This is a genomic window from Streptomyces sp. NPDC002209 (genome assembly GCF_042890265.1).
Classification (GTDB): domain Bacteria; phylum Actinomycetota; class Actinomycetes; order Streptomycetales; family Streptomycetaceae; genus Streptomyces.
On sequence record NZ_JBIARX010000006.1, the window covers coordinates 135,381 to 154,923 of the forward strand.

A 19,543-nucleotide genomic window follows, 5' to 3' on the forward strand; every position below is an offset into this window, starting at 1 on the left:
ATAGCGATGCGGGAATGGGGCGCGGAGATCCCCGCGCCCAATTCCCTTGGAAACTCGTCCCGCTGGCACCCGTACGAGTGATCGGCGAGCGGCCGGAGCGACGGTACGGCCGCTCGCGCGCGGGCCGTACGCCCACCGTGCGTGATCAGTACGCGAGCCTGCTGCCGCCGCCGGAGGCTCCGCTGCTCGCCTCGACCAGCGCGTCAACGACGGCCTCGATCTCCGGCAGCCACAGGCCCCCGGCATCCGAGGGCTCGCGCTCCCACCGCACCTGCCCGCCGCCGGACGCGGGGGAGGGCGGGAGCAACAGGTAGCCGCCCTCGCCGTGGAAGCGCAGCGCGGAGGGCACGTGGTCCTTGGCGTACAGGAGTTCGCCGAGCCGCTCCAGCGAGTACGGCGCGACCAGGAGCGACCACCGGGTGGGGGTGGCCACGATCGGACCCAGCCGCATCCCCTGCGCGTCCAGCCGTACGACGGCCAGCGCGGCCGCGGCGGCCGGCAGGCTCACGGCGCACGGCGCGGACCCGCCGGTGGCCAGCAGGACGGGGGCGGTGGGCCGGTTGGTCCACCACCAGGCCACCATCCGGGGGTCGGTGGTGGCCGCCAGCAGCCCGGGGTCGAAGGGGTGGGCGCCGGGAACGACGCAGTCGGGGTCGGGGCAGGCGCACCGGACACTGTCGGCGCCGGAGCGGCCGACGCCGGGCAGCACCGGCCACTGCCAGACGGTGGCGCAGGTGAGCGCCGCATCGAGGAGGGCCTGGTCACCGCTCTGCCCGGGGGCGGGGCGAAGGGATTTCAGGCGATTGCGGAGCCGCTGGAGACGCCTTCCGAGGATCTCGCGCATGAGCGCTCGTTCCTTTCCGTTGAACGCCGAGGGCCACATCACACCATGTAACCGGTGTCTCACCACACGTACACGTTTCGCGTCACTGTCCGCCGGAAGCAGGTTCACACGGTTCGTGCAGTTTTCTTACGGGTCCATGAAACGTCCGGCGGGGCGGAACGCGACCCACGCCGGCACCGAGACCGGCTGCCGCCGCTAAGGACGACGGCCCGTGCCGGGCGGTTCCCGGCGACCACCGGGCTGCGCCAACTCTCCCCGGGCACCACCGACTAGGTACCCGGAGCCACTCCGGCGCCTGACCAGTCGATCGCAAAAACCGTCCGCTTCCAGCTTTTTCCGGCCAAGTTCTAGCCTTGGCTGGACAGTGAGTTGCAGCCCCACGGACACCAGGATTCCCACCTGGGCAATGCTGGACATCGATCCTCATGTGCGTGTAGATGTGGATTCATTGATGGCGGCGCAGCACGATCTGGGGGTTTGCGATGCTATATGGCGAATCGCACCAGGTGGAAAGGCGGACGCCATGAGCGCCCCGCATCTGCCGAAAGTGGCTGGAATCGATCCAGCAGTTACCGCGGTCCCGCAGACTGCGGCGCCCACGCCCGCCCGAACAGCCCCCGCACCGGCCCCGGCACCGGTCCCCGGACCGAGCACGCTGATCCAGGACCGCCTGGCGGGGATGGTCTCCGATCTGACCACCCTCCACGAGCTCACCGAACGCCTCGCCCGCGCCCGTGACCTCGACTCCTCCCTCCAGGAGTTCCTGCGCGCCGGAGCCGCACTCGTCGGCGCCCGCCGCGGCCTGATCGTCCTGGAGCCCTCCGACGGGCTCGGCCCCACGGCCACGATCGGCCTCGGCCTCGGCCGCGCGGACCTCGGGCACATCGAGACCGTCCCGCGCGCCGCGACGTCGTACGGCCGGATCCTGGACGGGCTCCCCGACGCCCACGGCGGCTCCGAGGTGCTCCCCGAACCCGACGCCGCCCCCGGCTCGTGCGGGTACGGAACGCCGGTCGACCCCCGGCACCGCGAGGTCGCCGCCCGGCTCGGCTACGCCGCGAGCTACGCCGTCCCGCTCACCGCCGAGGCCACCGGCCGGCTCGGCGCGGCCGTCTGGCTCTACGACGAGCCGGCCGAGCCGAGCGACCGTCAGCGCGATCTCGCCGGGCTCTACGTCCGGCACGCCGCCGAACACCTGGCCCGGATGCTCGAGGTGGAACGCTCCCGCAGCCGGCTGGCCACGGTCGCCGAGGAACTGCTGCCCAGCCGGCTCCCGCGGATCCCCGGCGTCCAGCTCGCCGCCCGCCACCACACCGGACCGCTCGGCGGCGGCGACTGGTACGACGCGCTGCCGCTGCCGGAGGGCGCCCTGGGGCTGGCCGTCGGCTCCGTCACCGGGGCGGGGGCCAGCGCGGTCGCCGCGATGGGACGGCTGCGGGCGTCGCTGCGCGCGTACGCCGTCATGGAGGGGGAGGACCCCGTCGCGGTCCTTTCCGATCTGGAGCTGCTGCTGCGCCTGACCGAGCCGGCGCGCTGCGCCACCGCGCTCTTCGCGTACTGCGAGCCCGCCCAGCGGAAGATCATCCTGGCCGGGGCGGGGCACGCCCCGCCGCTGCTCGTCGGCGAGCGCCGCACGGAGTACGTGGAGACCTCGCTCTCCGCGCCGCTCGGGATGCTGTCGTGCTGGGAAGCGCCGAGCGTGGAGATCGAACCTGCACCCGGAGAAACGGTGCTGCTGTACACCGACGGGCTGCTGCGGCGGACCGGCGACCCGATGGACCGGGCCTACGCGCGGCTGCACGCCGCGGCTGCGGGAGTGCCCCGGGGCATCCGGGACGACCCGGCGGCCGTCTGCGACCACATCCTGCGGACGGTGCTGCCCGAGGACGACCCGGCGCTCGCGCCCGCCGGATCCGCGGTTGCCGCGGCCGCCACCGGGACCACCGCCGCCATGGCCGCCACGGAGGACGGGGTGGAGGACATCGTCCTGCTCGCCGCCCGTTTTGACTGATTTATCACACCTGCCGCCGGGCGTCTTCCCCTCGCACATACGATGGATGCGGTCCATACCCGGTCCTGTCGTAGCTGAGGAGAAGACGTGGCTGACGAGCTCACCCCGGAGACCCCGGAAGAAGAGCAGCCCCAGAAGAAGCACAAGCAGCGCAAGAACGGGCTGTACCCGGGCGTCAGCGACGAACTCGCGGAGAACATGCGCACGGGCTGGGCCGACACCGAGCTGCACGGACTGGAGCCGATCGCCCAGGCCGCGCACACCGCCGCGCGCCGCGCCGCGCTGTCCGCGCGCTTCCCCGGCGAGCGCCTGGTCGTGCCCGCCGGTCGCCTCAAGACCCGCTCGAACGACACCGAGTACCCCTTCCGCGCCTCGACCGAGTACGCGTACCTGACCGGCGACCAGACCGAGAACGGCGTCCTGGTCCTCGAGCCCTCGGGCGAGACCGGCCACACCGCCACCGTCTACCTGCTGCCCCGCTCGGACCGCGAGAACGGCGAGTTCTGGCTCTCCGGCCAGGGCGAGCTGTGGGTCGGCCGCCGCCACTCACTGGCCGAGGCCGAGCAGCTGCTGGGCATCCCCGCGAAGGACGTCCGCAAGCTCGCCGAGGAGCTGGCCGAGGCCGAGGGCCCGGTCCGGGGCGTCCGCGGCCACGACTCCGTCATCGAGACCGCTCTGACCGACAAGGTCACCAAGGAGCGCGACGACGAGCTGCGCGTCTACCTCTCCGAGGCCCGCGCGGTGAAGGACGACTTCGAGATCGGCGAGCTGCAGAAGGCCGTCGACTCCACCGTCCGCGGCTTCGAGGACGTCGTGAAGGTCCTGGACAAGGCCGAGGCCACCTCCGAGCGCTACATCGAGGGCACGTTCTTCCTGCGTGCCCGCGTCGAGGGCAACGACGTCGGCTACGGCTCCATCTGCGCCGCCGGCCCGCACGCCTGCACCCTGCACTGGGTCCGCAACGACGGCGACGTCCGCTCCGGCGACCTGCTGCTGCTCGACGCCGGCGTGGAGACGCACTCCCTCTACACCGCCGACGTCACCCGTACCCTGCCGATCAACGGCACGTACACGGACATCCAGCGCAAGATCTACGACGCGGTGTACGCGTCCCAGGAAGCCGGCATCGCGGCCGTCAAGCCGGGTGCGAAGTTCCGCGACTTCCACGACGCCTCGCAGCACGTCCTCGCCGAGAAGCTCGTCGAGTGGGGCCTGCTCGAGGGCCCGGTCGAGCGCGTCCTGGAGCTCGGCCTGCAGCGCCGCTGGACCCTGCACGGCACCGGCCACATGCTCGGCATGGACGTCCACGACTGCGCCGCCGCGCGCACCGAGGCGTACGTCGACGGCACGCTGGAGCCGGGCATGTGCCTCACCGTCGAGCCCGGTCTGTACTTCCAGGCCGACGACCTGACCGTGCCCGAGGAGTACCGCGGGATCGGCGTCCGGATCGAGGACGACATCCTGGTCACCGAGGACGGCAACCGGAACCTGTCGGCCGGGCTGCCGCGCGCCTCGGCCGATGTCGAGGCCTGGATGGCGCGCCTCAAGGGCTGACTCCGGCGGGCCGCGACGGCCGGCCCGGGAAGGCCGCCTTCGTACGGCCGACCTCGGACGGCCGGCCCCGGACGGCCGGCCCCGGACGGCCGGCCCCGGACGGCTGACGCCCCATGGCTGACCTTCGATGGGCGGGATCTCGTACGCGAGTCCCGTCCATCGGCGTATCCGGGAGGACTTGCGCGGCTACGAGGCCTTCAGCAGCGCTCCCTCACGCCATTTCAGGATCTTGTCGAAGCTGACCACCGCGCCCCGGCCCGGCCGGTTGCGGAACCTGACGTGGTCGGCGAGCTCCGCGATCAGCCACAGGCCCCGTCCGTGCTCGCTCTGCGACGGCTCGGAGGGGCCGGCCGGCGGGGGTCTGCGCCCCGTGACCGTCGCCGCCGGGAATCCCGGTCCCGAATCGGTCACCTCGATGCGGCAGCAGTCCCCGTCCAGGTACGCCGTGACGCGGTACGCCGCGGACGCCTCCGGATCCGGTTCCGCGCCGACACCGGCCTCGGCCGCCGGGCCGCCGTGCTCCACCGCGTTCGCGCACGCCTCGCTCAGCGCCACCGACAGATCGAAGGAGATGTCCGGGTCCACCCCCGCGGTCTCCATCGTCCCCAGCAGCAACCGCCTGGCGAGCGGCACGCTCGCGGCTTCGCGCCTCAAGTGGAGAGACCACCAGATGCTCATACGGGTACCTATTGCCGCCCGCGGGGGTGCGTAAGCGCCCGGCGGCCGGCACAGCCCTCATTCGGCCGATGCGGCACTCCCGGGCAGCGGTGTATGCGGCGTCTGACAGGCCTGCGCCCGGCGGGGACACCCGAGGTGAAGCCCTCGTACAGGGGCACTCACGACCTTCCGGACCTGCCGTATGGACGGCGTGAGGTCAGTGCGATGATGGCCCGGCCATGACTGTCCCCCACGCGACGCCCGCCGGAGCAGGCCTCCGGCTGATCCGGGCCGCGGTGTTCACCGCGGTCCTCGTCGTGCTGTCCGCGGCCGGGCACGCGCTGGCGTCCTGCGCCACCGTGCCGTGGTGGGCCCTCGTCATCGCCTTCCTCGCCGTGTTCGCGGTCGCCGCCCCGCTCGCGGGACACCGGCGCTCGCTGCCCGGCATCGCCGCCGGGCTCGCCTTCGGGCAGCTCGGCCTGCACGCCGTGTTCGGCCTCGCCCAGCACGGCGACGCCGCCGCCCGGACACCCGCCGGCACCGACGCCTCCGTCGCCGCGCTCGCCGCCCGACTGGTCTGCGGGGGCAACTCCGTCCCGCTCAGCCCGGCCGACGCCCGGCAGATCCTGGAGAGCGCCGGACTGGACCCGGCCGCCGTGACGGCCCAGGCCGCAGAGCAGGCCGCGGCTCAGGCACATGCCGGCCACGCGCACATGGCGCAGGCCTACGCGGCGCCCGCCACCGGCCTGTTCAGCACCGGCATGATCGTCGGCCACCTGCTGGCCGCGCTGGCCGCGGGCTGGCTGCTGGGGCGCGGCGACGCCGCCCTGTTCCGGCTCGTCGAGCTGTCCCGCACCTCCGCCGAAGCCGATCCGGTACGCCCTCTGCGCGCCGCGCTGGCCTTCGTACGCGCCCTCGGCGCCGGGCTTCCGGGCACGCCTGCCGGTACTCCGCAGGCCACCCGGACCGCCGCCGAACCCGCCGCCCCCACCGGCCGGGAGGCACTCCAGCACACGGTGATCAGGCGCGGGCCGCCGTGCACGGCGCTCACCCTCGCAGCCTGACGCGGCACCCCCTCCCCGGAGCACCCGGCGGAAGCACCGGTGCCGCGAACTCCGCGCGCGCCCGTGCGCGGAACCACCGTCACCACTGCCCCTGTGGAGTGTTTCTGCCATGAAGACCTCTCGCGTCTCCTTCGCCGCCGCCCTTGCCGCCGGCACCGTCCTCGTCATGTCCGGCACCGCCTTCGCGCACGTCGGCGTGCAGCCCGGAGAGGCCGCCAAGGGCAGCTACGCGACGATCAACTTCAAGGTTCCGAACGAGCGCGACAACGCCTCGACCACGCAGCTGGAAGTCAACTTCCCCGTGGACCAGCCGCTGACGTCCGTCATGCCGCAGGACGTCCCCGGCTGGACCGTCACGGTCGAGAAGAGCAAGCTCGACAAGCCGCTCACCGTCCACGGCAAGCAGGTCAACGAAGCCGTCACCAAGGTGACCTGGAGCGGCGGCAAGATCGAGCCCGGCAAGTTCCAGCAGTTCCCGGTCTCCGTCGGCAAGCTGCCCGACAACGCCGACCAGATGGTCTTCAAGGCGATCCAGACGTACGACAACAACGAGGTCGTCCGCTGGATCGAGGAGACCAAGGAAGGCGCGGCGGAGCCGCAGAACCCGGCGCCCGTCCTGAAGCTGACCGCGGCCAAGGCCGCCGACGGCCACCACGACGACAAGGGCGCCACCGCCGCCAAGGACGACAAGGGCCACGACGAGGCCGCCGCGGACGCCTCCGACACGACCGCGCGGATCCTCGGCGTCGCAGGCATCGTCATCGGTCTCGGCGGTGTCGCCTTCGGTGTCGCCTCGCGTCGCCGCGCCTCCTGACCTGACGCGGCCGCAGGCCGTATCCCCGTATCCAGAACGTGCGCGCAGCCGGCCCGCCCTCGTGGCCGGCCCGCCCGCACCACATACCCGATCCCAGGGACATTTCTCCATGCGCACCACACGTGTGACGGTCGCCGCCCTCGCGGCAGCGGCCGCGCTCACCCTCACCGCCTGCGGCGGTGAGCCCACAAAGACCGACGCGGTCACGCAGATCACCGGCCAGTCCAAGGCCGGTACCGCCACGGTCCTCGACCGCCCCTTCGACAAGCCGGAGCTGGTCCTGACGGACACCACCGGCAAGCCGTGGAACCTGCGCGAACAGACCAAGGGCAAGCCGACGCTCATCTACTTCGGCTACACCAACTGCCCCGACGTGTGCCCCCTGACGATGAGCAACATCGCCGTCGCCAAGAAGGCACTCCCCAAGGCCGACCAGGACAAGCTCCAGGTCGTGTTCGTCACCACCGACCCCGAACGGGACACTCCCGACTCCCTCGGCGCGTGGCTCAAGGCCCAGGACCCGTCCTTCACCGGACTGACCGGGGACTTCGCCACCATCCAGGCCGCCGCGCGCAAGCTCGGCATCGGTATCGAGGCCGCCAAGAAGGAGGCCGACGGCAGCGTCGTCTCCATGCACGGCGCCCAGGTCATCGCGTTCTCGCCCAAGACCGACGAGGGCTACCTCCTCTACGGCGAAGGCAGCACCGTCGACGACTACACCAAGGACCTGCCGAAGATCATCAAGGGAGAGAACCCGTGAACGCCCGCACCACCCGCACCCTCGCCGCCGCACTCTCCCTGACGGCAGCGCTCGCCATATCCGGCTGCTCCTCGGACTCCGACTCCGGCTCGGCCGCCAAGGCCGGCACGGACAAGCCGAAGATGACGGTCACCGGCGCCTTCATGCCGGAGCCCGTGAACGACAAGATGGCCGGCGCGTTCATGGTCATCAAGAACGGCTCGAAGACGGCCGACAAGCTCACGGCCGTCACCAGCCCGCTCTCGGACGATCTGCAGATCCACGAGACCAAGGACCAGAAGATGCAGCAGGTCGCGGCCATGGACGTGCCGGCCAACGGCGAGCTCAAGCTGGAGCGCGGCGGCAACCACGTCATGTTCATGGGGCTGAAGAACACGCCGAAGGTCGGTGACAAGGTCACCGTCGAGCTGCGCTTCGAGAAGGCCGACCCGGTCAAGGTCGAGCTGGACGTCAAGGAACGGACGTACAACGCCCAGAACACCAGCGCCCACTGACGGACCGAGGTACTGACACGCCATGACGGCCATCGCCCCCTCCCCGGCCCGCGTCCGGGCCGCGGCACTCCTGCCGCGGCTCGCGCTGGTCCTCGCGGCCCTGCTGGCAGCCCTGTTCACCGGGGCCGGCCCGGCCACGGCACACGCCGCACTCACCGCGAGCGACCCCAAGGACGGGGCGGTGGTCGCCACGGCCCCCGCCCAGGTCACCCTCTCCTTCTCGGAGCAGGTCGCCATGGGCGACGACTCCATCCGCGTCATGGACCCGCAGGGCAGGCGGGTGGACACCGGCGAACTGCGCGACATGTGCAGCGGATCCACCGTCCGCTACGGCACCGCGCTGCACTCCGGGCTGCCGGACGGCACGTACACCGTCGCCTGGCAGGCCGTGTCGGCGGACAGCCACCCCGTCTCCGGCGCCTTCACCTTCTCCATCGGCGCCCCCTCGGCGACCAGCGTCGCCCTGCCCACCGGGCAGGCGGGCGGCGGACCTGTCGGCATCGCGTACGGCATCGCCCGCTACGCCGCCTACGGCGGTTTCACGGTTCTCGTCGGCGGGGCCGCCTTCATCCTGCTGTGCTGGCGCCGCGGCGCCACGCAGCGCCCGCTGCAGAAGCTCGTCGTGCGCGCCTGGGTCACGCTCACCGCCGCCACCCTCGCGATGCTGGTGCTCCGCAACCCGTACACGGGGTCGGGGAAGTTCGCCGACGCGCTGGACCTGGGCGGCCTCAAGGCCGTGCTGGAGACCAAGCCCGGCGCCTCCCTCGTCTCCCGGCTGCTGCTTCTCGGTGCCGCCGCGCTGTTCATCGCCGTGCTGTTCGGCGCCTTTGCGCGCAGGACCGCCGAGACCGGGGACATCGGCAAGGGCAAGAACGGGGACAAGGGCAGCGGCAAGGCACAGGCCGCGGACAAGGAGGCCAACGACCTCCTCTTCGGCCTCGGCATCGGCGGTGCCGTCGTCGCCGGCGGAATCGCCGCCACCTGGGCCCTCTCCGAGCACGCCTCGACCGGTATCCAGCCCGGTATCGCCATGCCCGCCGACATCCTGCACCTGCTGGCCGTCGCCGCCTGGCTCGGCGGACTCACCGCACTGCTCGTCGCCCTCCACAAGGTCCCCGGGATCGAGCGCGAGGCGGTCCGGCGGTTCTCCCGGGTCGCATTCGTCAGCGTCCTGGTGCTGACCATCACCGGCATCTACCAGTCCTGGCGCCAGATCGGCAGCTGGTCGGCGCTCACCGGCACCAGCTACGGGCGGCTCCTGTTGCTGAAGGTCGGGCTCGTCGCCGTCCTGGTCGCCGTCGCCTACGTCTCCCGCTCGTGGACCGCTCGGCTCACCGACGCTCCCGCAGGGAAGCCGGGCAAGATCGCTCGGCAGCGCGATGTTTCACGTGAAACACAGCCGGCTGCCGTCACCGTCCCCGAGAACCCCAAGCGCGCCGCCCAGCTGGCCCGCCAGCGCGCCGCCCGCGAGAGTGCACGCGAGAAACAGGTCCGCGACGCCGATCCGAACCGGGCGGGGCTGCGGCGCTCCGTCCTCGCCGAGGCCGGGGTCGCCGTCGTCCTGCTCGCCGTGACCACCGTCCTCACCAGTACCGAACCCGGCCGGACCGCCGAGCAGGCGAGCGGACGCGAGTCCGCCGCCTCCACCGCCGTCCCCAACCGCGCCATCAAGATCACTTTGCCGTTCGACACCGGCGGCGAGAACGGGAAGGGATCGGTCCGGGTGGAACTCGACCCGGGCCGGGTCGGCGCCAACTCGCTCCACGTCTGGGTCGACGACCCGGAGGGCAAGCCTCTCGACATCCCCGAGATCAAGGTCGCCTTCACCCTCCCCGCCAAGGACATCGGCCCCCTGCCGCTCATCCCGGAGCGCGCGGCCCCCGGACACTGGAGCGCATCCGGCGTCCAGCTGCCGCTCTCCGGGGAATGGCGGATCGACGTGACCGTCCGTACCTCCGACATCGACCAGACGACCGTGCAGAAGAACGTGAAGATCGGCTGACCAGCGTGACCGAGAGCAACCCCGACATCGAGATCTCCCGGCGCCGGCTGCTGGGCACGGTCGGCGCCGCAGGCGCCGCCGGGCTCGCACTCGGCGCCACCGGCGGTGCCCTCGTGCACTCCGCAGTCGCCGACTCCCCGGCCGGCGCTCCCGGCGCCGCCGGGAGCCTCGCCTCCCTCGGCGCCACCGAAGTCGCCTTCCACGGCGACCACCAGGCCGGCATCACCACCCCGCTGCAGGCCAAGGGCCACGTCCTCGCCTTCGACCTGGCCCCGGGTGCCGGGCGCAAGGAGGCCGCGGCACTGATGCGCCGCTGGTCGGACACCGCCCGCCTGCTGATGGCGGGCAAGGCCGTCTCGTCCGCGGACACCGGGATCGCCCTCGACGCCGGGCCGTCCTCCCTCACCGTCACCTTCGGGTTCGGGCACTCCTTCTTCGAGCGGACCGGGCTCGCCGCCCGCCGCCCCACCGCCCTCGACCCGCTGCCCGACTTCTCCGCCGACCGGCTCGACGCCCAGCGCAGCAACGGCGACCTGTGGGTCCAGATCGGCGCCGACGACGGGCTCGTCGCCTTCCATGCGCTGCGCGCGTTGCAGAAGGACGCCGGGGACGCCGCCCGCGTGCGCTGGCAGATGAACGGCTTCAACCGGTCCCCCGGTGCCACCGCGGCCCCGATGACCGCCCGCAACCTCATGGGCCAGATCGACGGCACCGGCAACCCGAAGCCCGCGCAGCCGGACTTCGACAAGCGGATCTTCGTCCCCGCCACGGGCCCGGGGCCCGCCGAGCACGCCTGGATGGGCGGGGGCTCGTACGCCGTCGTACGCCGCATCCGGATGCTCCTCGACGACTGGGACAAGCAGTCCCTGGCCCAGCAGGAGCAGGTCATAGGCCGCACGAAGGCCACCGGCGCGCCCCTCACCGGCGGCACCGAGACCACCAAGATGGCCCTCGACAAGATCGGCCCCGACGGCAAGCCGGTGATCCCGTCCAACGCGCACGCCCGGATCTCGGCCCCCGAGCAGAACGGCGGAGCCGCCATGCTCCGGCGGCCCTTCTCCTTCCACGACGGGATCGCCGCCGACGGCACCCCGGACGCGGGGCTCCTCTTCATCTGCTGGCAGGCCGATCCGCTGCGCGGCTTCGTCCCCGTCCAGCGCAAGCTCGACCGCGGGGACGCCCTGTCGGAGTTCATCAGGCACGAGTCCAGCGGGCTGTACGCGGTGCCGCCCGGCCCGCGCGACGGGGAGTACGTGGGGCAGCGGCTGCTCGAGGGATGAACAGCGCCCCGGCGGTCGGGGGCCCGGCATTAGGCTGATCACATGTCGGCCACCCGCTTCACCTATCTCGGTCCCGAGGGCACCTTCACCGAAGCCGCCCTCCGCACACTGCCGGAAGCCGCGACCCGGGAGCTCGTCCCGATGGTGTCGGTCCCGGCCGCCCTGGATGCCGTACGCAACGGGGAGGCCGCGGCCGCCCTGGTTCCGATCGAGAACTCGGTGGAGGGCGGCGTCACCGCCACGCTGGACGAGCTGGCCTCCGGCGAACCGCTGATGATCTACCGCGAGGTGCTGCTGCCCATCGCGTTCGCGCTGCTCGTGCGGCCCGGGACCAAGCTGTCGGACGTCAAGACCGTCACCGGGCACCCGGTCGCCCAGCCCCAGGTGCGCAACTGGCTGCGGGCGAACCTGCCCGACGCGGTGTGGGAGTCGGCCGCCTCCAACGCCGACGGCGCCCGGCTGGTCCAGGAGGGCCGCTTCGACGCCGCTTTCGCGGGCGAGTTCGCGGCCGCCACGTACGGGCTCGTCCCGCTGGTCACCGAGATCCACGACGCGGAGAACGCCGAGACCCGGTTCGTGCTCGTCGGGCGTCCCGCCCGGCCCGCCGCACCCACCGGCGCCGACAAGACCTCCGTCGTGCTGTGGCTCGGCGACGACCACCCCGGTGCGCTGCTGGAGCTCCTCCAGGAGTTCGCCGTCCGCGGGGTCAACCTGATGCTGATCCAGTCCCGGCCGACGGGCGCGGGCATCGGCAACTACTGCTTCGCCGTCGACGCGGAGGGCCACATCTCCGACCGCAGGGTCAGCGAGGCACTGATGGGGCTCAAGCGCACCTGTCCCCAGGTCCGCTTCCTCGGTTCCTACCCGCGTGCGGGCGTTGCTCAGGGTGACGTGCGCGATCCGCGGCCCGGCACCTCGGACGGTGACTTCACGGCCGCTTCCGACTGGCTGACGCGCTGCCTCGACGGCCGGGCGTAGCTCTTCCTCCACTGTCCACAGAGTTATCCACAGGCCGAGATGGGGACCTGTGGACTAGTCGACATCATGGCGCGACAAGGTCGACAAATCGGTCGGCGGGCCCAGGTTTCGCGCTGGGGAGCGGGAGGTGAACGGCGTCACCCCCGCATCGCCGATCAACTCTTTGGAGCGAGTCATTCCCACCCGAATGAGTGTGTGAGGGTGGTTTGAACCCTGATTCGTCCCGGCGGCCCACCGATGGGGATTGATCTAATTCCGTGTCCACAGATCCGGCGCACAGCCTGTGGAAAAGTCCCTGCGGTGGACAATTCCTGTGGACAAGGAACGCCTTCCCGCCCTGCTCAGAGGCTGCCCGGATACCCCGGTTGTGCCCCTTTTCAGGGAATGGGCCACTTTTATTGACCGGCCGACAAGGACCACTTCCAGCCAGCCGGCCAGAGTTTTCCATTCTCCGCAATTGGGACATAGCGACACGCAGCGTGATATCGGTGTGAGCCCAGGAAGCCCAGCCCGGTAGCCTGGAGGGGTGATTGACCTCCGGCTGCTCCGTGAAGACCCTGACCGTGTCCGCGCCTCGCAGCGCGCCCGTGGAGAGGACGTCGAACTCGTCGACGCACTGCTCTCCGCCGACGAGCGCCGCAGGTCCTCCGGCATGCGCTTCGACGAACTCCGCAATGAGCAGAAGTCGCTCGGCAAGCTCATCCCCAAGGCCTCCCCGGAGGAGCGGGCAGAGCTGCTCAAGAAGGCCGAACAGCTCAAGACGGACGTGAAGGCCGCCGAGGCCGAGCAGAACGAGGCCGACGAGGCCGCCAAGCGCCTGCTCCTCCAGCTCGGCAACATCGTCCACGAGGACGTCCCGGTCGGCGGCGAGGAGGACTTCACCGTCCTCGAGACGCACGGCACGATCCGCGACTTCGGCGCCGAGGGCTTCGAGCCCAAGGACCACCTCGAGCTCGGCGAGTCGCTGGGCGCCATCGACGTCGAGCGCGGCGCCAAGGTGTCGGGCTCGCGCTTCTACTACCTGACCGGTGTCGGCGCCCTGCTGGAGCTCGCCCTGGTCAACGCGGCGATCGCGCAGGCCACCGAGGCCGGCTTCATCCCGATGCTGACCCCGGCGCTGGTCCGCCCGCGCGCCATGGAGGGCACCGGCTTCCTCGGCCAGGCCGCGGAGAACGTGTACCACCTGGAGAAGGACGACTACTACCTCGTCGGCACCTCCGAGGTCCCGCTCGCCGCGTACCACATGGACGAGATCATCGACGCCGACAAGCTGCCCCTGCGGTACGCCGGCTTCTCGCCGTGCTTCCGCCGCGAGGCCGGTACGTACGGCAAGGACACCCGCGGCATCTTCCGCGTCCACCAGTTCGACAAGGTCGAGATGTTCTCGTACGTCGCGCCGGAGGAAGCCGAGGCCGAGCACCAGCGCCTCCTGGAGTGGGAGAAGCAGTGGCTGACCAGCCTGGAGCTGCCCTTCCAGGTGATCGACGTCGCCACCGGTGACCTGGGCTCCTCCGCCTCGCGCAAGTTCGACTGCGAGGCGTGGATCCCGACGCAGGGCAAGTACCGCGAGCTCACCTCCGCCTCGAACTGTGACGGTTTCCAGGCCCGCCGCCTGTCGATCCGCTACCGCGACGGCAAGAAGACCGCGCCGCTCTCGACGCTGAACGGCACGCTGTGCGCCGTACCGCGCACGATCGTCGCCATCCTCGAGAACCACCAGCAGGCCGACGGTTCGGTGCGGGTGCCTGCGGTGCTCCGTCCGTACCTGGGCGGCCGCGAGGTCCTGGAGCCGATCACCAAGTGAGCCCGGCCCCGTTCCCGTACAAGCTCGTCGCGACCGATCTCGACGGCACGCTGCTGCGCGGCGACGACACCGTCTCGGAACGCACCCGTGAAGCGCTCGTCGCGGCCACCGCGGCGGGCGCGGCGCACATCATCGTCACCGGCCGGGCCGTGCCCTGGACCCGGGGTGTGCTGGACGACCTCGGCTACAAGGGGATCGCGGTGTGCGGGCAGGGCGCACAGGTCTACGACGCGGGGGCCCACCGGCTGCTGACCTCGGTGACGCTCGACCGGCAGCTGGCCGGTCTGGCGCTGTCGAAGCTCGAGGCCGAGGTGGGTCCGCTCGCGCTCGCGGCCAGCCGGGACGGGGTGGACGGCGACGTGCTGTTCGGCCCCGGCTACCAGGTGCAGGAGGGCCTGCCGGCGATCTATCTGGAGGACACCGCGGAGGTGTGGACGGCTCCGCTGAACAAGCTGTACATCCAGCACCCGGAGCTCGACGACGACGCGCTGGTGAAGGTGGCCCGGGAGACGGTGGGCTCCTTGGTGGACATCGTCATGGCCGGCCCGGGGATAGTGGAGATCCTGCCGCTGGGGCTGACGAAGGCCACCGGCCTCTCGCTGGCCGCCCGCCGGCTGGGTGTGAAGGCGGCGGACACGATCGCCTTCGGTGACATGCCCAACGACATCCCGATGTTCGGCTGGGCGGCCCACGGCGTGGCCATGGCCAATGCCCATGCGGAGCTGAAGGCGGTGGCCGACGAGGTGACGACCTCCAACGAGGAGGACGGCATCGCGGTGGTGCTGGAGCGCCTGCTGGGCGCCGGCTGACGGCTCGGCCGGGAACAGGGAAGGTCCGGAACAGCCCGCGCCGCAAGGCGCGCTCGAAGTGGCTGCTCCGGACCTTTTTGTTGCTCCCCGCACGACTCACTCTGCCCGGGGCCTTCGTCCCTTACCAGTCAATTTCCGCGCATCGGCCGGCAAGCGCGGCGCTCATGTTTCACGTGAAACATGCCGGGGGTGCGGGTGGCGGGTCAGCGGCCAGGCGAGCAGCCCGACGGAGAGCGAGATGGCGTGCCCGAGGTCGGTGAAGGTGCCTCCGGTGAGGAGCGGGAGCCCGAAGAAGGCGACGACGCAGGCGAGGTAGAGCCAGCGCAAGGGGTTCGGGAGCCGGTAGGTGAGCACCCCGATCGAGGCCGCGAGTCCGTAGCTGACGCCGACGTCGACGACGTGGACCATGCTCTGCGGGGCCCGGTGGTCCTGAATGGCCATCAGAACCACCTTCTGGCTGATCAGGGTGGCCGTGATGTGGGCGGTCGCGACGATGGCGAGCCAGCGCAGGGTGCCGAGCCATCGTTCGACGGGGGCGTGGAAGAGCTCGAAGAGGACTGCGTACAGGGCGAGTGAGGCCGGGTCGGCTATCCAGAAGGCGCTGGAGATCAGGGCGCGCACGGGGTGCCGGGTGAGCTCGTGGATATTGCTGCTGTGGCGGTGGAGCAGGACGTGCTCGAGGTGGTCGGGCGCGATCACGACGATGACGCTCGTGACGGCGATGATCAGCAGCCATATGTGCGTACCGGGCGAGGAGCGTATCCAGGACCGTACGGGCCTGGACGGCTCGGGCTCGGCGTGCTCGATCATGCACTGATTTTGCCCCGTACGGCGGTGCCCCGCCCGGCCGGTGGGCCGGGCGGGGCACGGGATGCGGAACCGGTGCGCCGGGGGCCTACTCCTCGCCCGCCAGGGTGAGGCGGCGCAGCTTCTGGCCGGCGTAGACGGTGGCGCCGACGGTGACCACCGACAGCAGGATCACCGCGGTGGGCAGGCCCACGGTGGCGTCGACGTAGCCTTCGCCGGCGACCTTCTCGGCGAGGGCCAGGGCCCACTGCTGGACGCTGAGGGTCTTCGCCCCGGAGACCAGGCTGCCGAAGAGCGACTCCCAGATCAGGGCGTAGACCAGGCCGAAGACGACCGCGTGCCGGCTGACGGTGCCCAGCAGCAGGAACAGCGCGCTGTAGGCGATCGAGGCGACGAGGGCGGCGACGGTGTAGGCGACGGCGATCTGCTGGCCGTTGCCGTTGAGGATGAAGCCGGCGATCAGGGTCGGGATCGCGGAGAAGGCCATGGTGACGGCGATCGCGACGATCAGCTTGGTCATGATGATCGTCGGACGCTTCACCGGCTTGGAGAGCAGGTAGACGATCGAGCCGTCGTCGATCTCCGGGCCGATGGCCCCGGTGCCGGCGATGACGCCGATCAGCGGAACCATGGTGGCGAGGGCGAAGCCGCCCAGCAGGTCGGCCGCGACCTTGTCGTCCAGGCCGGTGAAGGCGCGGACGGCGAGGGAGATGACGATCAGCAGGGCGGGCAGCGCGAAGAGGATCAGCGCGCGGCGGCGGCCGAGCAGCGCGCGGTAGGTGAGCCGGGCGACGGTGGGGTTGTACATGGGTGCCAGCTCCTTCAGGCCGCGACGAGGTAGGAGAAGACCGACTCGAGGGACTCGTCGGAGGGCGAGACCGTCAGCAGCCGGATGCCGTGCGCACGGGCGACCCGCGGCAGCAGCTCGGTGAAGCGGCCGAAGTCGACGGCCTGGATGCGCAGTGCGCCTTCCTTGAGGTCGATCTCGATGCCCGCGGTGGAGGGGTCGGCGATCAGGGCCGCGGCGAGGGCCCGGTCGTCGGAGGAGCGGACGACGTAGCGGTGCGGGCGGTCCGTCATCAGGCGGCGGATCTTGCGGAAGTCCCCGGAGGCGGCGTGCCGGCCGGCGACGACCACCTCGATGTGGGAGGCGAGCTGTTCGACCTCCTCCAGGATGTGGGAGGAGAACAGCACGGTGCGGCCGTCGTCGCCCATGCGCCGCAGCAGGTCCATGAGCTGCATGCGCTGACGCGGGTCCATGCCGTTGAACGGCTCGTCGAGGAGCAGCACGGACGGGTCGTGGACGAGGGCCGAGGCCATCTTCACGCGCTGCCGCATGCCCTTGGAGTACGTGGAGATCTTGCGGTCCTGGGCGTACTCCATCTCGACGGTGGCGAGCGCCCGCTGGGCGTCCGCGTCGTCGAGGCCGTGCAGCTCGGCGTTGGCGACGACGAACTCCCGGCCGGTGAGGAAGTCGTACATGGCCTCGCGCTCGGGCACGACGCCGATCTGCCGGTAGACCTGTTCGTTCTGCCAGATCGGCGCGCCGTCGAGGGTGACGGTGCCCGTGGAGGGGGCGAGGAAGCCGCCCATCATGTTGATGAGGGTGGACTTTCCGGCGCCGTTGGGGCCCAGGAGTCCGGTGACGCCGGGGCCGATGCGCATGGTCACGTCGTTGACGGCGACGACGTTCCCGAACCAGCGGGAGGTGTGGTCGATGTCGATGGTTGTCACAGCCCGGCCTTCCGGTAGCGGGCCATCAGAGCGGCGTAGGAGCCGGCGATGAGGGCGAGGACGACGAGCAGGTAGACGAAGCCGACACCGGCCGAGGGGCCGTCTCCGCCGGGGAAGGCGGAGGTGCCGCCGAGGAACGCGGCCTGGATCCCGTCGATCAGGCTGATCGGGGAGAAGAGGCCCATCCACTCGATGGCACCGGTCGAACCGGTGCTGTACGCGATGCCCTGGACGGCGGTCACCGCGCCGAAGGGGATCAGGAGCACGGCGATGATGGCGGCGACGCCGAAGCCGCGGCGGGGGGTGAGCGCGGCCGTGATCAGGCCGAGGCCGGCGAACAGCACCGAGAGCAGCAGCACGGAGACCAGTCCCTGGGCGAACCCCTTGGTCTGGTCCGCGAAGTCGAATTTGGCCAGCAGCGAGCCGATCCACATGATCAGCAGCGGTGTGGCGGTGAGGATGAACAGCGCCGAGGCCATCGCCGCGAACTTCGCGAGGACGTAGTCGATGCGCTCGATGGGCCGCGAGAAGTAGAGCGGCACGGTCTTGAAGCGCAGGTCCCGGGAGACCGACTGGGGTGCCTGCGAGGCGAGGTAGAGGCCGATGATCACCTGGGTGGTCAGGGCGTACGTCGTGTACTTGATCGGCAGGCTGGTGGAGCCGGGCACCGCGATGGCCACCGCGACGATGATCAGCGCGGGGACGCACATCACCGCGAAGAGGAGCATCGGGAGGACCTTGGACTTGGCGGACCGGCCGAGTCCGTACGCGCCGCGCAGGGACTGCGAGAACAGCGATTTGCGGGCGTAGGCGCGGCCGAGCCGGGCTCCCTCGTAGGACCGGTAGCCGATGTTGTGGATCTGGGTCGAGGTGTCAGGCGCCATCGGAACCGGCTCCCTTCCGGACGAGCTGCTGCTGGTCGTTGTCGCGGAAGACCTCCGCGATGTGGTGGCGGCGCTGTTCCATGCGGACCAGGCCAAGGCCCAGGTCGGCGACGGTGTCGCGCACGGTGTCGTAGGTTTCCTCGCCCGTGGCCTCGACGAGCAGGATGTGGCCGGCTCCGGGCAGCCCCTGCTCCTCGCCCGCGTGCAGGGTGATGCCCGCCCCGGCGAGCGCCTTGCGCAGGGCGGCGGTGCCGTCCGGGTGGGTGTCGGAGTCGGTGACCTCGACCGCGAGGGTCGTGGTGATCTGCGTGAAGTCGCTGGTGGAGCTGGAACGCAGCAGCTTGCCGCCGTCGACGACCACGACGTGGTCGCAGGTCCGCTCCAGCTCGCCGAGGAGGTGGGAGGTGACCAGGACGGAGATGCCGAAGTCGGTGTAGACGCGGCGGATCAGGCCGAGCATCTCGTCGCGGCCGACGGGGTCGAGGCCGTTGGTGGGCTCGTCGAGGAGGACCAGCTGGGGGTCGTGGACGAGCGCCTGGGCCAGCTTGACCCGCTGCTTCATGCCCGTGGAGTAGCCGCCGATGGGGCGGTAGCGCTCCTCGTACAGGCCCACGTGGCGCAGGGTGTCGGCGGTCCGCTCGCGGGCGGCGGTGGGCGGGAGCCCGGACATGCGCGCCATGTGTACGACGAACTCGGTGGCCGAGACGTCGGGCGGCAGGCAGTCGTGCTCGGGCATGTAGCCGACGCGCTCACGGATCGCGCTGCCATGGGTGGCGACGTCGAGTCCGAGCACGGCGGCGCGGCCCTCGGTGGCGGGGGACAGTCCAAGCAGGATCTTGATCAGCGTGGACTTGCCGGCTCCGTTGGCACCCACGAGGCCGGTCACTCCCGGCCCGATGTCCAGGGAGAGCCGGTCGATTGCGGTCACTCGGGGGTACCGCTTGCTCAGGCTTTCGGTCGCGATGACAGTCACGGCTCCGACGTTAGTGGCGCCGGCCATGCAGATCGTCAGACCTGGAGCGTCATCCCGTCTCCGCCTTCAGGACT

Annotated in this window: 18 protein-coding genes; 11 read left to right on the top strand and 7 right to left on the bottom strand. The window is 71.2% G+C overall.

Features of this window, described 5'->3' with window-relative positions; genetic code table 11:
• Positions 1–145: 145 nt before the first annotated feature.
• On the bottom strand, positions 146–844 hold the full coding sequence (locus ACFYXK_RS14500; RefSeq protein ID WP_389411435.1) for a bifunctional DNA primase/polymerase: 699 nt from the start codon (positions 842–844) through the stop codon (positions 146–148).
• A gap of 406 nt (positions 845–1,250) precedes the next feature.
• Here ACFYXK_RS14500 and ACFYXK_RS14505 point away from each other — a divergent pair, with 406 nt between their 5' ends.
• Both ACFYXK_RS14505 and ACFYXK_RS14510 read left to right on the top strand, forming a co-directional pair.
• Positions 1,251–2,855 (top strand): PP2C family protein-serine/threonine phosphatase, encoded by a 1,605-nt coding sequence (locus ACFYXK_RS14505; RefSeq protein ID WP_389411436.1) that lies wholly within the window; start codon positions 1,251–1,253, stop codon positions 2,853–2,855.
• An 87-nt stretch (positions 2,856–2,942) separates the two neighbouring features.
• Positions 2,943–4,409: an aminopeptidase P family protein gene (locus ACFYXK_RS14510; RefSeq protein WP_389411437.1), complete on the top strand. Its 1,467-nt coding sequence runs from the start codon at positions 2,943–2,945 to the stop codon at positions 4,407–4,409.
• Positions 4,410–4,595: 186 nt separating this feature from the next.
• Here the strand turns inward: ACFYXK_RS14510 and ACFYXK_RS14515 are convergent, their stop codons facing one another.
• Complete coding sequence (locus ACFYXK_RS14515) at positions 4,596–5,087, bottom strand: ATP-binding protein (protein WP_389411438.1); 492 nt, start codon at positions 5,085–5,087, stop codon at positions 4,596–4,598.
• Positions 5,088–5,305: 218 nt separating this feature from the next.
• Between ACFYXK_RS14515 and ACFYXK_RS14520 the strand changes: the two genes are divergently transcribed.
• The 9 genes from ACFYXK_RS14520 (at position 5,306) to ACFYXK_RS14560 (ending at position 15,071) form a co-directional block, all read left to right on the top strand.
• Positions 5,306–6,130, top strand: coding sequence for a hypothetical protein (locus tag ACFYXK_RS14520; protein WP_389411439.1), 825 nt, complete (start codon positions 5,306–5,308; stop codon positions 6,128–6,130).
• Positions 6,131–6,239: 109 nt separating this feature from the next.
• Complete coding sequence (locus tag ACFYXK_RS14525) at positions 6,240–6,944, top strand: YcnI family protein (RefSeq protein ID WP_389411440.1); 705 nt, start codon at positions 6,240–6,242, stop codon at positions 6,942–6,944.
• 109 nt (positions 6,945–7,053) lie between these two features.
• Entirely contained in the window at positions 7,054–7,704 is a 651-nt protein-coding gene (locus ACFYXK_RS14530) for an SCO family protein (RefSeq protein WP_383507099.1), read from the top strand.
• Positions 7,701–8,198 carry a copper chaperone PCu(A)C gene (locus tag ACFYXK_RS14535; protein WP_389411441.1) on the top strand — a complete coding sequence of 166 codons (498 nt, stop codon included), beginning with the start codon at positions 7,701–7,703 and terminating at the stop codon, positions 8,196–8,198. The genes ACFYXK_RS14530 and ACFYXK_RS14535 overlap by 4 nt, the downstream gene beginning before the upstream one ends.
• Before the next feature lie 22 nt (positions 8,199–8,220).
• Entirely contained in the window at positions 8,221–10,200 is a 1,980-nt protein-coding gene (locus tag ACFYXK_RS14540; protein WP_389411442.1) for a copper resistance CopC/CopD family protein, read from the top strand.
• Entirely contained in the window at positions 10,197–11,480 is a 1,284-nt protein-coding gene (gene efeB, locus ACFYXK_RS14545; RefSeq protein ID WP_389411656.1) for an iron uptake transporter deferrochelatase/peroxidase subunit, read from the top strand. The genes ACFYXK_RS14540 and efeB overlap by 4 nt, the downstream gene beginning before the upstream one ends.
• A 42-nt stretch (positions 11,481–11,522) precedes the next feature.
• A complete protein-coding gene (gene pheA / locus ACFYXK_RS14550) occupies positions 11,523–12,458 on the top strand; it encodes a prephenate dehydratase (protein ID WP_389411443.1) in 936 nt (311 codons plus the stop codon).
• A gap of 526 nt (positions 12,459–12,984) precedes the next feature.
• Entirely contained in the window at positions 12,985–14,262 is a 1,278-nt protein-coding gene (serS, locus tag ACFYXK_RS14555) for a serine--tRNA ligase (protein ID WP_389411444.1), read from the top strand.
• Positions 14,259–15,071, top strand: a complete 813-nt coding sequence (locus ACFYXK_RS14560) for an HAD family hydrolase (protein ID WP_389411445.1) — start codon at positions 14,259–14,261, stop codon at positions 15,069–15,071. The genes serS and ACFYXK_RS14560 overlap by 4 nt, the downstream gene beginning before the upstream one ends.
• A gap of 162 nt (positions 15,072–15,233) precedes the next feature.
• Here the strand turns inward: ACFYXK_RS14560 and ACFYXK_RS14565 are convergent, their stop codons facing one another.
• The 5 genes from ACFYXK_RS14565 to ACFYXK_RS14585 form a co-directional block, all read right to left on the bottom strand.
• Positions 15,234–15,881, bottom strand: coding sequence for a rhomboid-like protein (locus ACFYXK_RS14565; protein WP_389411446.1), 648 nt, complete (start codon positions 15,879–15,881; stop codon positions 15,234–15,236).
• An 85-nt stretch (positions 15,882–15,966) separates the two neighbouring features.
• Positions 15,967–16,686: an ABC transporter permease gene (locus tag ACFYXK_RS14570; protein WP_389411447.1), complete on the bottom strand. Its 720-nt coding sequence runs from the start codon at positions 16,684–16,686 to the stop codon at positions 15,967–15,969.
• A 14-nt stretch (positions 16,687–16,700) separates the two neighbouring features.
• Positions 16,701–17,612, bottom strand: a complete 912-nt coding sequence (locus ACFYXK_RS14575) for an ABC transporter ATP-binding protein (RefSeq protein WP_389411448.1) — start codon at positions 17,610–17,612, stop codon at positions 16,701–16,703.
• A complete protein-coding gene (locus ACFYXK_RS14580) occupies positions 17,609–18,496 on the bottom strand; it encodes an ABC transporter permease subunit (RefSeq protein ID WP_389411449.1) in 888 nt (295 codons plus the stop codon). Before ACFYXK_RS14580 ends, ACFYXK_RS14575 begins: the two co-directional genes overlap by 4 nt.
• Positions 18,486–19,496: an ABC transporter ATP-binding protein gene (locus tag ACFYXK_RS14585; RefSeq protein ID WP_389411450.1), complete on the bottom strand. Its 1,011-nt coding sequence runs from the start codon at positions 19,494–19,496 to the stop codon at positions 18,486–18,488. The genes ACFYXK_RS14580 and ACFYXK_RS14585 overlap by 11 nt, the downstream gene beginning before the upstream one ends.
• Between the last annotated feature and the right edge of the window lie 47 nt (positions 19,497–19,543).

Coding starts and splice junctions, on each gene's coding strand:
- ACFYXK_RS14500 (WP_389411435.1), bottom strand. CDS start 844: ATGCGCGAGATCCTCGGAAGGCGTCTCCAGCGGCTCCGCAATCGCCTG.
- ACFYXK_RS14585 (WP_389411450.1), bottom strand. CDS start 19,496: ATGGCCGGCGCCACTAACGTCGGAGCCGTGACTGTCATCGCGACCGAA.
- pheA (WP_389411443.1), top strand. CDS start 11,523: ATGTCGGCCACCCGCTTCACCTATCTCGGTCCCGAGGGCACCTTCACC.
- ACFYXK_RS14530 (WP_383507099.1), top strand. CDS start 7,054: ATGCGCACCACACGTGTGACGGTCGCCGCCCTCGCGGCAGCGGCCGCG.
- ACFYXK_RS14515 (WP_389411438.1), bottom strand. CDS start 5,087: ATGAGCATCTGGTGGTCTCTCCACTTGAGGCGCGAAGCCGCGAGCGTG.
- ACFYXK_RS14540 (WP_389411442.1), top strand. CDS start 8,221: ATGACGGCCATCGCCCCCTCCCCGGCCCGCGTCCGGGCCGCGGCACTC.
- ACFYXK_RS14525 (WP_389411440.1), top strand. CDS start 6,240: ATGAAGACCTCTCGCGTCTCCTTCGCCGCCGCCCTTGCCGCCGGCACC.
- ACFYXK_RS14565 (WP_389411446.1), bottom strand. CDS start 15,881: ATGATCGAGCACGCCGAGCCCGAGCCGTCCAGGCCCGTACGGTCCTGG.
- ACFYXK_RS14580 (WP_389411449.1), bottom strand. CDS start 18,496: ATGGCGCCTGACACCTCGACCCAGATCCACAACATCGGCTACCGGTCC.
- ACFYXK_RS14570 (WP_389411447.1), bottom strand. CDS start 16,686: ATGTACAACCCCACCGTCGCCCGGCTCACCTACCGCGCGCTGCTCGGC.
- ACFYXK_RS14505 (WP_389411436.1), top strand. CDS start 1,251: ATGCTGGACATCGATCCTCATGTGCGTGTAGATGTGGATTCATTGATG.
- ACFYXK_RS14520 (WP_389411439.1), top strand. CDS start 5,306: ATGACTGTCCCCCACGCGACGCCCGCCGGAGCAGGCCTCCGGCTGATC.